The sequence below is a fragment of the Pseudomonas sp. NFACC51 genome (genome assembly GCF_900103575.1).
Taxonomy (GTDB): Bacteria; Pseudomonadota; Gammaproteobacteria; order Pseudomonadales; family Pseudomonadaceae; genus Aquipseudomonas; species Aquipseudomonas fluorescens_Q.
In genome coordinates this window covers 457,725-471,475 of sequence record NZ_FMXH01000001.1, presented here as the reverse complement: position 1 = coordinate 471,475, position 13,751 = coordinate 457,725, and the positions used below count along the sequence as shown (strand labels likewise).

Sequence of the window (13,751 nt, the reverse complement as noted above, 5' to 3'; positions counted from 1 at the left end):
TGACCATAGTCGAACACTGGATTTTGCTCTCAAGACTTTAAGCTATGCTCAAGAGCGGGTTACCAGAGGATGGACGAATGGATTCAGCCATTGCGGTAGCAACACCGGACACGCAGGGTGCGGATGACGTGGGTGTCTTGTTGCTGGATGCCCAGGGGGCCCTGCTCATTATGGACGACTGCGCCAGCGGATTGCTGGGGCTAAGCGAGACCGCCGCATTCCTGGTTCCCTTGCCTTCCCTGTTTTCCCTCAAGCCGCTGATGTTTGAACAGCACATCACCCATGCCCGACTCAAGGGTAGCTGGCATTTCCAGGGCATGTCGGCCGGTGGCGACACGCTGAGTGTGAAGCTCGACTACAAAGCGCAACAATCCACCTACCTGGTAAAGATCCACCGCGCCGAACACATCCATCTTGCCGAACAGGATTATCGCTTGGCGTTCGACTCCGCCGGCACGGGCCTGGCCTTGTTGCGGATGAGCGGTGAATGGATCGCGGCCAATCGAATGCTGTGCCAGATGCTTGGCTACACCGAAGAAGAACTTCGCGCCACCTCTTTCCAGCGTTTGACGCATCCGGACGACGCCGACCTCAATAAGGAAGAATTGCACAGGCTCATCCAGGGACACCGCGCAAGCCTGACACTGGAAAAACGCTACATCCGTAAGGACGGCAGCACGCTGTGGGCACGCCTGACCGTGGGCATCGCCCGTAACGCTGATGCTGAAGCGCTTTACTTCGTATCGCAGCTGGAAGACATCAGTGAACATCTCGCCTTGCGCCAGGCATTGTTCAATAACGAACAGAAGTACCTCTCACTGGCCAAAAGCTCACAAAACATCATCCTTCGCTACAACCGGCTAGGACAACAGATCTATGCCAATCCAGAGCTTGAACGCGCCCGAGGTTTTCCCAACACTCATATCACCGAACGCGCCTCGACGCCCAATCAGCTCGACGAGTACTTTCGCACGCAGGTGGAACTCACGTTATCAACCGGCGTAGCGAACACGTTTCTGCTGGAAAACAAGGACTCGCATTCACGTCGTTCCATGGATTTCCTGTGCAACCTGACCCCGGAGCATGACGAAACAGGCAAGCTGTGCGGGGTGCTGGTCACCGCCCAGGATATCAGTGCGTTGCGCCGGCAGGAGCGCGCCGAGAATGCGCGCTCGGCCATTTTCCAGAAGATGGTCACCCACGACTCTCTCCTGGAGGTGCTGCCCCTGCTCGGCGCCTACCTGGATATTCTGACACCCGAGTTTCACAACGCCATGGCGTTCAAGGCTATCCCTGGCGACGACTCCCCTGGCGCGCCGCCTACGGATACGCCCTCGATTGCAACCTGCCTGGCCGAAGATCTCGATCGACATCCCGAGCTGTTCGAACACCATCGTTTCATCGCCGATTTGAGAAGCGATGCCTCGGGCTTCGCTTTCAGCCAGCCCGCCTTGCAGGCAGGCTACCGGGGTTGCTGGGTAGAACCGGTGATCAATAAGACCGGCGTCACGCTGGGCGCCATCCTGTTGTTCGTCGGTGACGACACCCCACTGAGCGAGCAGGACCGCAAGCATGCGCAAATGGCCAGTCATATCGCTGCCATCGCCTGGGAACGCTGCTCAGCCCACAGCCACCTGGCCCAAAGCGAACGTCGTTACCGCGAAGTTTTCGACCATTCACAAGACATGCTTTGCCTGCTCGCGGTGGATGCCGACCAGCAACTCAGTTGCCTGGAGGCCAATCCGAAGCTGTGCGAGATGCTCGCCAAGAGCCATTCGGACATGATCGGCCAACCGTTGGGCCAATGCTTGGAGCAAGAAGCCGCAAGTATTGTCGAGGCTATCTGTCTGCACTGCATTGCCGTGGGCGCGCCCATCGAGCTGGATGCGCATCTGCCTTGCGGTCAGCGCTCACTCGTTGTGCATTTCAACCTGGTGCCCGTCGCCGATTCAAATGGGCACTTGCGTCGCCTGGTATGCATTGCTCGCAACATCACCGATATCCGGGAAGCGCAGCGCAACGAACTGGCCCGGCAGCAGGAAATCGGCACACTGGTTGAGAACTCTCCAGATGGTATTGCACGCCTGAGTCGAACGGGTGAACTGTTGTTCATCAATCCGGCGCTGGAAACCTGGTTGGATCGCCCGCAAATCGACTTGCTGCACAAGGACCTGCTCGAGATTCTGCCGAAAAACCTGCAGAGCCAATTATTCCATGCAGCCGTCATCGAAGCCGTGGAAAAGGGCCAGCCCCTGGAGCATGAGTATGTGCTCACCGAGCAGCATCGACTGCAACGCGTCTATCACATCAGCCTCGTTCCCGAGCAGGACATCCAGGGGAAAATTGCCACCGTGCTGGCGGTCGTTCGCGATATATCACAGCTGCGCCTGGCCGAACTGCGCCTGGCATCGCTCAACAAGCAACTGCGCCAATTGATGTCCAGCCGCGAAAGTGCGCGGGAAGAGGAACGCAAGCTGATCGCCCAGGAGATCCACGATGAGCTCGGGCAACATCTGACCGCAATCCGCATGGGCACTTCGCTGCTGCGCTTCCAGTACGGCGAACAACTGCCCCAGCTCAGTGAACAAGTCGCACGCCTGCTGCAACTGATCGACCAGACGGTGCAGGTGGTGAGAAATATTTCCACCAGCCTGCGCCCTTCCATCCTCAACATGGGTATCGCCGCGTCACTGGAATGGCTGACCGACACCTTCAAGCAGCAATGGGGCATCGACTGCAACCTGCAGATTCATCCGCCGACAATCCGCCTGGACGATGCCAGCGCAACCGCCGCATTTAGAATCGCCCAGGAGTCGCTGACCAACATTGCCCGGCACGCCGAAGCCACCCGGGTCAATATTACGTTTGAGCAAGGCGACAATGGCTGGTCGCTGGAAATCGCCGACAACGGCAAAGGCTTCGAGCAACGTGAACAATCGTCCAGGACCCTCGGCTTGCTGGGCATGCGCGAACGGGGCCTGACCTTGGGGGGAACCACGACCATATCCAGCAGCCCAGGCAGCGGTACCACTGTCCAACTGCGCGTACCTGTCTCAAGGAGTCACGACTCATGATCCGTTTAATGGTGGCCGACGATCACACGATCATGCGCGAAGGCCTCAAGCAATTGTTCGCGCTGGTAAAGGATATCGCCGTAGTGGCGGAGGCGGAAAATGGTGCCCAGGTCCTGGAGTTGCTGCGCCACACAGACATCGACGTGCTACTGCTCGACATGACCATGCCCGGTTCAAGTGGCGAGGATCTGATCGGCCGTATCCACGCCCATTACCCCAAGCTGCCGATGCTCATCTTGAGCATGCACAATGAAGCCCACATCGCCCAACGTGCGCTACGCGCCGGCGCCTCGGGCTACATGACCAAGGACCGCGACCCGGAAGCGCTGCTGGCAGCGATCCGCAAGGTGAGCACCGGCGCGCGCTATCTCGATCCACAACTGGCCGAGCAGATCGCCCTTCAGAGCAGCGGCGTAACGCCCGAAAACGCTTCGCAGAGCCTGACCTCGCGTGAATTCCAGATCCTGCGCATGCTGGCTCAAGGGCTGAGCGTCAACCAAATCGCCGAACAACTGGTGATCAGCAATAAAACCGTCAGCACCCACAAGACTCGGCTGATGGAGAAGATGTGCTTTGCCACCAGCACAGACCTGGTGCGCTACGCCTTGAACGAAGGACTGGTCTGAAACGACGGCACGATCTCAGGGCTGATGTCCGCGAACGCCAAGGATGGCCGAAGCAATCTGCTCCAGTGGCAACTCGCGCTCGACCGCGCCCAGCTTGAAGGCCTCGCGTGGCATGCCATACACCACACAAGAGTCTTCATCCTGCCCCAGGGTCCTGGCGCCGGCATCGCGCATTTCCTTGAGGCCACGAGCACCATCATCGCCCATGCCCGTCATGATGATTCCAAGGGCATTGCTGCCGGCGCTGCGTGCGACCGATCGGAACAGGACATCCACTGAGGGGCGATGTCGGCTGACGGGAGGTCCCTGGACAATATCCACCTGGTATTGGGCGCCACTGCGCTTGACCAGCATATGGGTGCCACCCGGTGCGATCAGCGCCCGCCCGGGAATGATGCGATCACCCTGTACCGCCTCGCGAACCTCGATTTCGCAAACGTGATTGAGGCGCTCGGCGAAGGCGGCAGTAAATTTCTCGGGCATGTGCTGCACCACGACAATGCCCGGACACACCCGCGGCAATCCTTGGAGTACCTGTTCCAGGGCCTGGGTGCCGCCGGTGGAAGTACCGATGGCAACGATACTTTCAGTCGTGCGCACCATGGCCACGGACGCAGGGGGCAGAATCGAGTCGGCACTGAGCCGGGGCGGTACGTCGACAGGCGCCCGGGCGCCCGCTACCCGCCGCAGGTTGGCCTTTGCCGCGGCCCTGACGGCCTGGATCAGATCGTCCGCACTTTCGGTCAGGAACTGTCGAAGGTTGGATTGCGGCTTGGTGACGATACTGACGGCACCAGCCGCCAGTGCCTGCAAGGTGGTCTTGGCGCCCTTCTCGGTCAGCGTCGAACAGATCACCACCGGCGTAGGCTTCTGCGCCATCAGTTTTTTCAGGAAGGTAATGCCGTCCATTCGTGGCATCTCGACGTCCAACACGATGACGTCAGGCCATTGCCTGCTCATCTTCTCCATGGCGTACACCGGATCGGCGGCGACGTCGATAACCTGGATTCCACTGGCCTGGTTCAGGGCTGCACTCAGCACCTGGCGCACCACGGCGGAATCATCCACGATCAAGACCTTGATATCCGTCATATGGCTTTACTCTTGGGCGACTCGAATACTTTGCGTACCGAGTCGGCATGATTGAGTTGAAGGCATCCAGTGCCTACATCGAACACCAGGTGGCGATACCCCTGGCCACCGACGTGATAGGCCCGGCACTGCAACCCATGGTCCTGGATCAGGCTCCTGGCGGCATTGACGTTCTGTTGGCCGATCCCGGTAGCGTCACCGCGATACACCCCGGGAAACATGTCAGCCCCGCCAAAAAGACTCACTTCAAACTGCTCGGGCCGAGCGCCCGCCTGATGAATGCACTCGAACAACAGCAACAACGCATCCGTCGCGTAACGACCGTTCAGGTGTCCCGCGCCGCGCCCGCCCCGACGAGGCAACATGAAATGACACATGCCGCCCAACAAGCGTTGCGGATGCCAAAACACCAGGGCGACACAAGACCCCAGCACGGTACATAAGCGCATTTGGCGTCCTCCGAACGCCACATCACCGGGCTGCAGGAAATATTCGGTCACCTGAACCATCTCAAGCGTCCGGTTTGCGGTAGATAGAGGGTTTGACCAACTGCAATTCATCGCTGATGCCATTCAGGCTTTCCGAATGACTCACGATGAAGTAGCCACCTGGCCGCAGGTGTTTGCTCAAGCGCCTCACCACTTCAGACTTGGTCTGGTTATCGAAATAGATCATCACATTGCGCAGGAAGATCACGTCGAACTGCCCTACCGAAGGCAGCGCATTGTTCAAGTTGATCGAAGTGAAGGTAATCCGTGACGCCAACGCGCGGTCGACCATGAAAATGCCGTTGTTGCTGCCCACACCCCTCAGGCAGTACCTGTTCAACAACGCCTCGGGAATGCCGCGGATACCGTCCAGTGGGTAGCGTCCGCTTTGGGCTTTTTCCAACACCCGGCTACTGATATCGGAAGCGAGGATCTCCCATGGCCGGGTGCCCAGGCTGTCGGCCAGCACCATGGCCAGGGTGTAGGGTTCTTCCCCCGTGGAACAGGCACCACTCCAGATACGTACCGGGGCATTGCCACGAAGTTCGGGAAGTACCACGTCGCGCAGAAACTCAAAATGCTTGGGTTCGCGGAAAAAGTAGGTTTCGTTGGTGGTCAGCAAGTCCACTGCCATTTGCAACTCGGTCCGGTCCTTCATCAACAGGCGGTAATAGCTGCCGTAGGTGGTCAAGTTGAAAAACTGCAAGCGCTTGGCCAGGCGGCCGCTGACCAGCTGTTTCTTGGCAACGGATAGGCTGATCCCGGCGATTTCATGAATCATTGCTCGAAACTGCTGGAACTCGTTGTCGGAGAGCACGACGTTCATGGTCTTAGCCCGTCGGCATTGATGTTCGAAGGGAGCAGCGCCGACCAGTCCTCGCTACTGAGCATGTGCTCGATGTCCAGTAACAAGACGAAACGGTCACTGAGCTTGCCGATTCCCACCACAAATGCAGGACTAAGGCGGCCCTGGAGTGCCGGTGCCGGCTCGATCTGCTCGGCCGGTATCTCCAGCACTTCGCTGACTGCATCCACGATGATGCCCACCAGGCCTGCGCCGCCGCTGCCGTGGACCTCCAGCATGACGATGCAGGTACGTGGGTTTTCCAGGGTCTGGACGCCCCCAAAACACAGCCCGAGGTCCAGCACAGGAATGGCCGCTCCGCGCAGATTGGTGATGCCGCGAACCTTCGCTGGCGCCATCGGCAACGGCGTAATCGGTCCGTATTCGACAATTTCCCGTACGCACAGGGTGCCTACCGCGAACATCTCCTGGCCCACGCTGAAGGTCAGGTACTGTGGCGCTGCCGTCCCCGGGACAGGCAGGCGCGAGGCAGATATGGACATGGTTCACTCCTAGGGATCCACCGTAGACGGCAGCATCCATCTCAAGACAACGTAGGCATGCCTGAGCGCTACAACTCAGTGCAACTGGCGAGCGATCTCACTGACACACAACACCTGGTCGATCTGAAGCACAGTCAGGAACGCACCTCGCACCTTGACCATCCCTCGAATGAAGTCTTCACGGATCCGGTTTCCGATCGCCGGAGCGGCCTTGATGTCGGCCAACTCGATTTCGATCACCTCGCTCACCGAGTCGACCACGATACCCAGCACTTGCGGCTCGTCTTCCTGAACCAGTTCCAGGATAACGATGCAGGTTCTGTTGCCTTGCTGCGTGGCGCCCTTGCTAAAGCGCGCCTGCAGATCGATCACCGGCACAACCGAACCGCGCAGATTGATCACTCCGCGGATAAAATCCGGCATCATCGGTACGCTCGTAACCTGGCCGTACTCGATGATTTCTCGCACGCACAAGGTATCGATCGCATAGACCTCCCTGGCGGATACAAACGTCAGGAATTGCAGGAATTCGCTGTCACACGGATTCTGCTGCGCATGCTCGAAATGGCTCAAGACTGCAGGTTCCATGTCTCAACTCCCGAAGCGAATGAAACCGCCTTCCTGGGCATGCTCACTGCTTTGCATGCCGCCCAGACTGGAGGAAGCGGCCCGTGGAACGGCGGAAACCGCAACCCGACCCTGCAAGGTGAAAAAGCCCATCAACTCTTGCAACTGCTCGGCCTGGCTACTCATTTCCTCGGCGGTAGCAGCCAGCTCTTCGGACGCAGAGGCGTTTTGTTGAGTGATCTGGCTCATCTGCGACATGGCGGTATTGATCTGCTCCGAGCCGATGGACTGCTCTTCGGATGCAGCGGCAATCTCCTGAACCAAATCAGAGGTCTTGGTAATCGAGGGCACGATTTCATCAAGCAAGTTGCCGGCCCGCTCAGCCAGGGCAACACTGTTCTTGGCCACCTGGCCGATTTCCTGTGCCGCGACCTGGCTGCGTTCGGCGAGCTTGCGCACCTCAGCGGCGACAACCGCGAAGCCCTTGCCATGCTCGCCGGCACGGGCCGCTTCGATGGCCGCGTTGAGCGCCAGCAGATTCGTCTGGTAGGCAATCGAATCAACGATTCCTATCTTCTCGGCGATGGTTTTCATGGCCGAGACGGTGTCCTTGACGGCCTGTCCACCTTCGCTTGCCTCCTTGCTCGCCTTGCCGGCCATGCCATCGGTCACTTTGGCATTCTCGGTGTTCTGGGAAATCGACGCCGACATCTGTTCCATCGACGCCGACGTCTCTTCAACCGACGCCGCCTGTACCGAAGCCGACTGGCTGATGCTTTGGGCCGTGGCGGAAATCTCTTCCGAGGCACTGGACAGCGAATCGGCGGAACTGCGCACCTCGCCAATGATCTGCGAAAGCTTGCTCACCGTTTCATTGACCGCGTGCTTCAGGTCTTGCAGGCTGCCCTGGTAATCACCTTTGACGCTGCGGGTCAGGTCACCACCGGACAGGGCCACCATGACCTCCATCGCCTCGTTGAGAGGGGCAACGATGGAGTCCAGCGTGCTATTGATCCCCGCCACGATGCGGCGGAAATCCCCTTGATGGCGAGTACTGTCCGCACGGGTATCGAGCCGACCGACTACCGCATTCTCGCTGAGCATCTGGGTGTCTTCGATCAGCGCCTGGACGTTGCGGCGCAGTTGCTCGATGTTGTCGTTGATAAAGGCTTTTTTGCCCGGGAACTGGGCCAGGGGTGCCGACAGGTCACCTTCGCCGAAGGAACGTATGCAAGCCATGGCCTGTTTCTTCACGCTGATGTGACCATTGACCATGTCGTTGATGCCCTGGGCAATCTGACGGTACGAGCCTTGGAATCGCTGTACGTCGATCTGCACATCAATGTCGCCTTTCTCGTGCTCGTCCGACATGTGATGCATCTCTTCGATCAACGCCGTGATGGTGCTGCGAAGATGCTCGATGGTGACGTTAATAAAGGCTTTCTTGCCGGGGAACGCTTGCAGGGACGCCTGCAGGTCGCCCTCACTGATCGACTTGATGCAGGCCATGGCTTGCTTCTTGACGCTGATATGCCCACTGACCATATCGTTGATGCCTTGGGCCATCAGTCCATAGCTGCCAGCAAAGCGTGCCGCATCGATCTGCACGTCGATGTCGCCTTTGTCGTGCTCTGCGGACATGTGATTCATTTCGCTGATCAGTTGGTTCAAGGTCCCGCTCAGCCGGTCCAGGGAGCCCATCAGCCCGGTACGTTCAGGGCCATTGTTGCCGCCCTGCACATCCAGTTGCCCGGCCACCAACCGCTCGGCCACCCGCCGGAGATCATCGGGCTCGCCACCCAATGTGTGGAGCAGCCGGCGTACCAGGAAGAAACCGAGCAAGCAGATGACCAGCAAGGTGGCGCCGCCGACCAACGCGATGCTGTAGATCGCCGTCTGTTCGGTCGATGCCGCGACCGCCGCATTCTTGCGCCCCAGGTCCAGGTTGTACTGACGGATATCGTTCAAGGCGGAAGTGACCTTTTCGCGCGTCACCTCCAGGTCGAGCAGCAGACTACGGGCTTCAGGGACGGCATTCTTGAGGGCATTATCGAAACGTTCCGTGCCTCGGTTGTATTCATTGACCGTGCTGCGCAAGGCGCTGAGCAGCGTCGCATCATGATCATCGGAGACGAACTCTTTCTGGTAGCGATCCAGCGCCTGGAGCACCGTTTCCTTGTCGCTTTGCTGGGGACTTCCGGCGGTTCCGGACAGACTCTGCCATTGCCGGCTGTGGCTGTCCGCCAGGGCCAGGGCCACGTGATCCAGCAACTGCAGGCTGGGCACTGTGTTGACTTGCGCATAGCTGGCCGTGCTCCTGACCCCGCCCATCAGGTAAAGACTGAGGCTGACCAGAATCAGGATGCCCAACAGGGCTGAGGCGACCAGCAGCGAGATATTTTTTTTGACGGTCATGATGCTGTACTCCAGGGAGAACTATTGAGTCAATTCAGGGCTGAGGGTCATACCGTGTTTCTGCCGGCTGGCGACTTGCCCGAGTAGTTTGGGAATATCCAGGATCAACGCTACTGCTCCGTTCCCCAGGATGGTGAAGCCGCCCAATCCATGGGCCGTACCGAAAATCTTGCCCAGCGGCTTGATCACCGTCTGGAACTCTCCCAGCAATTGATCGACGACCAGGCCCACCCGCATCCCCGCGTAATGCACGACCACGATGTTTTCACGGCCATGGTTAGGCTCGTCGATGGCAAACATCTCGCGCAGGCGCAGGACTGGAAGAACCGAGCCTCGCAAGTCCAGGAAGTCCTGACTGCTGCCGTCGTCGGTCGACAGCTCGATGCACTCCTCGACCAGGTCCAGCGGCACGACATAAGAGGCATTGCCTACCCCGATCAGAAAGCCATCGATGATGGCCAGGGTCAGCGGCAGGCGGATTCGCACCGTGGTGCCTACGCCCTCTTCGCTTTCCAGATTGACCGAGCCGCGCAGGGCAACGATGTTCCGTTTGACGACATCCATCCCCACGCCGCGCCCGGACAGGTTGCTGACCTGGTCGGCAGTGGAGAAGCCTGGCTCGAAAATCAGATTGAGAATGTCGCCATCGGTCAGCGATTGCCCTTCGGCGACGAGACCGCGTTCCATCGCCTTGGCCAGGATGCGTTGCTTGTTCAGGCCACCACCGTCGTCGCTGACTTCAATGACGATGCTGTTGGCCTCGTGATAAGCGTTGAGGCGAACCGTGCCCTGCTCCGGCTTGCCACGGTCTCGGCGCAATTGGGAAGATTCGATGCCGTGGTCCATGGCGTTGCGCACCAGGTGGGTCAGGGGATCGCCAATGCGTTCGACTACCGTCTTGTCCAACTCGGTCTCGGCGCCGAGTACTTGCAAGGCGATGTCCTTGCCCAGTTCCTTGGAGACGTCGCGCACCACCCGCTGGAAGCGGTTGAATGTGCCGCCGATCTGCACCATCCGCAGGGTCAGGGCGCAGTCGCGCACCTCCTCGACAAGACGCGAGAGCGAGCTGGTCGCTTCAATCAACTCGCCAATGCCGCTTTGGATGGCCCCCAGATTGGCGCCAGCGCCGGCGATGATCAGCTCGCCCACCAGGTTGATCAATTGATCCAGTTTTCCGGCGTCGACCCGAATCAGATTACCTTCGGCCGGACGGGCCTCTTTTGCCCCCCGGCTCTTGGTGACGTCCTCGCGGGCTGACTGGTCTGATGCCACGGGGGCAACCGCAATGGCTGTCGACTCGCCAGAAGAAGGACTGGCCAGCCAGGCTTCACGGGTGACGGAACCACAGGCGATGAAGGCCTCGACCATGGCATCGGGCTCGGCGTCGAGACGACCGATCAAAGCCCGCAAGCCGGTCAGGTCACCGTTGCACGGCAACACGCAGATCTGACTGCCCTCACGAACGAAGTCGAAGGCCCCTTCAATGGTGGCCTGGTCGGCATCACTGACAAACCCCAGCTCAAATCCCAGGTAACACGTTTCCGGATCCATCGCCGAGATATCCGGCATGCCCTCGGTGATGCACACGACCGCGCTGATCTGGCCGAAACTGTTGAGGTAACGCAACAACGACAGCGGGTCCATACCGTTGCGCAAAACGTCGGGACACAGGCGAAGGGAGATATGCCAATGCATGACGCAAGTCGATTGCAGCGGTTCGAACGTTGCCAGGGACTGCACCGGTTCCGGACTGGGTTCCAGGTAGCGGTTGAGACGCTCGACCAATGCCGCTCCCAGCCGCTCGTGCTCTGCGGTCATGCCTTGCAGGTCGCCGTGGCTGGCCAGCAATTCAATCAGCGTGCACAAGTGGTCCCGCACGTCCAGGAACAAGGCACTCAGCGATTCGTCCACCCGTAGTTCATGTCCACGGACCCGATCCAGCACGCTTTCTGCCACATGGGTAAAGGCAACGATCGGCGTGAAGCCAAACAGGCCGGCAGAACCTTTGATGGTATGGGCGACGCGAAACAGGGCGTTGATGGTGTCGACATCATCCGGCGCCTGTTCGATCTGCAGCAACGCCTCCTCCATCAGCAGCAAAAGCTCCTGGCTTTCGGCGATGAACGTTCGTAGCACGTCATCCAGATTCATGGGTGAACTCATGGCTTCAACCTCTCTGCTGAAGGGCCGGAGCCGACTGGTCGAAAAAGCTGTGCAACCCACTCATGTCCAGTGCATCAAGCACCGCCGTACTGTGGTTGCTCAGCAGCAGGTTGGAACCATGGCGCAGCGACTCCTGTTTGATCAGCACCAACAACTGGAGCCCGGCGGTATCCATTTCGTCCACGCCGCCCAGATCCATTTCGACTTCCTGAGCCAACGGAAACAGCTCCAGCAACAGGTCTTTGCGTTCGGCTGCGGTGTAAATGGTCAGCGGCCCTTCGAGAACCAGAATCCGACGCAGACAAGCCGTGGTGTTTGTCATGACAACCTCCTTTCCAGGGACTCTGGGCGGTGCTACGGCATGATCAGTTTGGAGACGGCACCGAGCATCTGCGCCGGCTGGAAGGGCTTGACCATCCAAGCCTTGGCGCCGACGGCCTGGCCCTGTTGCTTCATGGCCTCTCCGGTTTCGGTGGTCAGCATGATCACGGGCGTGAACTTGTAGGCCGGCAGTTGTTTAGCGGCCTTGATGAAGCTCAGGCCATCCATGTTCGGCATGTTCACGTCACTGACAATCAGGTGGATCTTGCGTCCGTCGAGCTTGGTCAGGGCGTCACGACCGTCGACACCTTCGATGACCTCGTATCCGGCGCCCTTCAAGGTGATGCTCACCACTTGGCGAATGGAAGCAGAGTCATCGACAATCAGGATGGTTTTGCTCATGGGGAAACTCCCTAGAAAAAAGTGATCTCGGATGAAGTACTGCTCACCACAGGCTTACCGTGATGGATCGCATGCTGTTCAGGCATGGTGTAGGTGCTTGCCAATTGCTCAAGCCAGGCATCCGCGATGATCGGGGCCGGTGTGCCGCCGGCGAGCGCGAATTGCTGGCGTTCGACGATATGCCCGTGCAGCTTGCCAAGGTCGTTGTTGACCAGGGAAAGCATCTGGCCGACTCGATCCTGGAACTGCAGGGCGACCAGTACCCCCGATATCTCGGTGGCAACGTTTTCGCTCTGCTGCTGAAGACTGCTGCTGGTATCGACGATGGCCTGGGCGTTGTGCCGGAAGTGCTCGATCACCTGGGACACCAATTGCTCTGAATGAGCCAGGGTTTGCGAATCCTGCTGCGCCTGGTGCTGGGATAGCTCGACGGTGCGAGAGATGGCAGCGTTGACGGCATTGACCGTTTCGCTGATTTTCTGCCCCGTCCCCCCGGATAAACTGGACAGTTTGCGTACCTCATCCGCCACTACCGCGAAGCCGCGTCCGGCATCCCCTGCCCGCGCCGCTTCAATAGCGGCGTTGAGTGCCAACAGATTGGTCTGCTGGGCAATATCACCGACGAACTTGGCCATCTCCTGCAATTGAGAGGTGAAATCGGAAAGGAGCATTACCTCCTTGAGTTGCGACTCCTTGCGCAAAAGCGCATCGCGAAGGGCAACCATGATCGAGTCCAGGTCCCGCTGGCCGACTTCAAGAATTTCCAGCAACCGCGCGCCCGAACTCTGGTCCGCGCCGTGGGAAGCAGAAGCACTGATGTCCCCCGACAGCGTCGCGAAGCGGCTACTCAGCTTGAGGATCGACTCCTCGCTGAGGATGCGCGCTGCATCGATCTGGTGGCTCCAGATCGGCAGTACCTGCGCGCATACCTCGCCCAATCCTTCATCCGGCGAAGCGGTCAGCGCAACGTGAAGTGGCTGATCGTCGCCTTGCTCTGCGTGCGGCCGATTGCTCAATAAACGCAGGCTCCACACCCCCATCAGCAACGCGCCGAGCAAGACCAGTGCACAACTGGCTGCATTGCGCAGACTGAAGTCCGTGCTGACCAGAATCGCGACACACCCGAGCACTCCCGTCAGTCCCGCGGGGAGCATCAAGATCAGGGGGGAAGAAATTGCCTGTCCTTTCACCTTCATCTCTCCAGTTCAGTGCGGATCCGACGGGACCCCGCGCAAGACATCCACCCTTGGGATGCC

10 protein-coding genes and 3 pseudogenes are annotated in these 13,751 nt (G+C 59.2%); 2 read left to right on the top strand and 11 right to left on the bottom strand.

What is annotated here, in order from left to right:
* The first annotated feature begins 77 nt into the window (after window positions 1–77).
* Together BLT00_RS02125 and BLT00_RS02120 are read left to right on the top strand one after the other, a co-directional pair.
* On the top strand, window positions 78–3,074 hold the full coding sequence (locus BLT00_RS02125) for a sensor histidine kinase (RefSeq protein WP_256572742.1): 2,997 nt from the start codon (window positions 78–80) through the stop codon (window positions 3,072–3,074).
* Window positions 3,071–3,700 carry a response regulator gene (locus tag BLT00_RS02120; RefSeq protein WP_092142311.1) on the top strand — a complete coding sequence of 210 codons (630 nt, stop codon included), beginning with the start codon at window positions 3,071–3,073 and terminating at the stop codon, window positions 3,698–3,700. The genes BLT00_RS02125 and BLT00_RS02120 overlap by 4 nt, the downstream gene beginning before the upstream one ends.
* A gap of 15 nt (window positions 3,701–3,715) precedes the next feature.
* On the opposite strand, the gene BLT00_RS02115 is transcribed toward BLT00_RS02120, so the two are convergent.
* The 11 genes and pseudogenes from BLT00_RS02115 to BLT00_RS32405 form a co-directional block, all read right to left on the bottom strand.
* Complete coding sequence (locus tag BLT00_RS02115) at window positions 3,716–4,792, bottom strand: protein-glutamate methylesterase/protein-glutamine glutaminase (RefSeq protein ID WP_092142314.1); 1,077 nt, start codon at window positions 4,790–4,792, stop codon at window positions 3,716–3,718.
* Window positions 4,789–5,301, bottom strand: a complete 513-nt coding sequence (locus BLT00_RS02110) for a chemotaxis protein CheD (protein ID WP_063321779.1) — start codon at window positions 5,299–5,301, stop codon at window positions 4,789–4,791. The genes BLT00_RS02115 and BLT00_RS02110 overlap by 4 nt, the downstream gene beginning before the upstream one ends.
* A gap of 1 nt (window position 5,302) precedes the next feature.
* Window positions 5,303–6,106: a CheR family methyltransferase gene (locus BLT00_RS02105; protein ID WP_092142317.1), complete on the bottom strand. Its 804-nt coding sequence runs from the start codon at window positions 6,104–6,106 to the stop codon at window positions 5,303–5,305.
* On the bottom strand, window positions 6,103–6,627 hold the full coding sequence (locus BLT00_RS02100; protein ID WP_092142320.1) for a chemotaxis protein CheW: 525 nt from the start codon (window positions 6,625–6,627) through the stop codon (window positions 6,103–6,105). The genes BLT00_RS02105 and BLT00_RS02100 overlap by 4 nt, the downstream gene beginning before the upstream one ends.
* A gap of 75 nt (window positions 6,628–6,702) precedes the next feature.
* Window positions 6,703–7,215 (bottom strand): chemotaxis protein CheW, encoded by a 513-nt coding sequence (locus tag BLT00_RS02095; protein WP_063321782.1) that lies wholly within the window; start codon window positions 7,213–7,215, stop codon window positions 6,703–6,705.
* Window positions 7,216–7,218: 3 nt separating this feature from the next.
* Window positions 7,219–8,055 (bottom strand): annotated as a pseudogene (locus BLT00_RS32415) (methyl-accepting chemotaxis protein); the annotation flags it as partial.
* A gap of 12 nt (window positions 8,056–8,067) precedes the next feature.
* Window positions 8,068–8,739, bottom strand: a pseudogene (locus tag BLT00_RS32410) (HAMP domain-containing protein); the annotation flags it as partial.
* Between the two features lie 891 nt (window positions 8,740–9,630).
* Complete coding sequence (locus tag BLT00_RS02085) at window positions 9,631–11,760, bottom strand: chemotaxis protein CheA (protein ID WP_092142326.1); 2,130 nt, start codon at window positions 11,758–11,760, stop codon at window positions 9,631–9,633.
* 16 nt (window positions 11,761–11,776) lie between these two features.
* Complete coding sequence (locus BLT00_RS02080) at window positions 11,777–12,094, bottom strand: STAS domain-containing protein (protein ID WP_063321785.1); 318 nt, start codon at window positions 12,092–12,094, stop codon at window positions 11,777–11,779.
* 32 nt (window positions 12,095–12,126) lie between these two features.
* Window positions 12,127–12,495, bottom strand: a complete 369-nt coding sequence (locus BLT00_RS02075) for a response regulator (protein ID WP_013692986.1) — start codon at window positions 12,493–12,495, stop codon at window positions 12,127–12,129.
* A gap of 11 nt (window positions 12,496–12,506) precedes the next feature.
* Window positions 12,507–13,115: pseudogene (locus tag BLT00_RS32405) on the bottom strand (methyl-accepting chemotaxis protein); the annotation flags it as partial.
* Between the last annotated feature and the right edge of the window lie 636 nt (window positions 13,116–13,751).

Coding starts and splice junctions, on each gene's coding strand:
- BLT00_RS02105 (WP_092142317.1), bottom strand. CDS start 6,106: ATGAACGTCGTGCTCTCCGACAACGAGTTCCAGCAGTTTCGAGCAATG.
- BLT00_RS02085 (WP_092142326.1), bottom strand. CDS start 11,760: ATGAATCTGGATGACGTGCTACGAACGTTCATCGCCGAAAGCCAGGAG.
- BLT00_RS02125 (WP_256572742.1), top strand. CDS start 78: ATGGATTCAGCCATTGCGGTAGCAACACCGGACACGCAGGGTGCGGAT.
- BLT00_RS02110 (WP_063321779.1), bottom strand. CDS start 5,301: ATGGTTCAGGTGACCGAATATTTCCTGCAGCCCGGTGATGTGGCGTTC.
- BLT00_RS02115 (WP_092142314.1), bottom strand. CDS start 4,792: ATGACGGATATCAAGGTCTTGATCGTGGATGATTCCGCCGTGGTGCGC.
- BLT00_RS02100 (WP_092142320.1), bottom strand. CDS start 6,627: ATGTCCATATCTGCCTCGCGCCTGCCTGTCCCGGGGACGGCAGCGCCA.
- BLT00_RS02080 (WP_063321785.1), bottom strand. CDS start 12,094: ATGACAAACACCACGGCTTGTCTGCGTCGGATTCTGGTTCTCGAAGGG.
- BLT00_RS02095 (WP_063321782.1), bottom strand. CDS start 7,215: ATGGAACCTGCAGTCTTGAGCCATTTCGAGCATGCGCAGCAGAATCCG.
- BLT00_RS02075 (WP_013692986.1), bottom strand. CDS start 12,495: ATGAGCAAAACCATCCTGATTGTCGATGACTCTGCTTCCATTCGCCAA.
- BLT00_RS02120 (WP_092142311.1), top strand. CDS start 3,071: ATGATCCGTTTAATGGTGGCCGACGATCACACGATCATGCGCGAAGGC.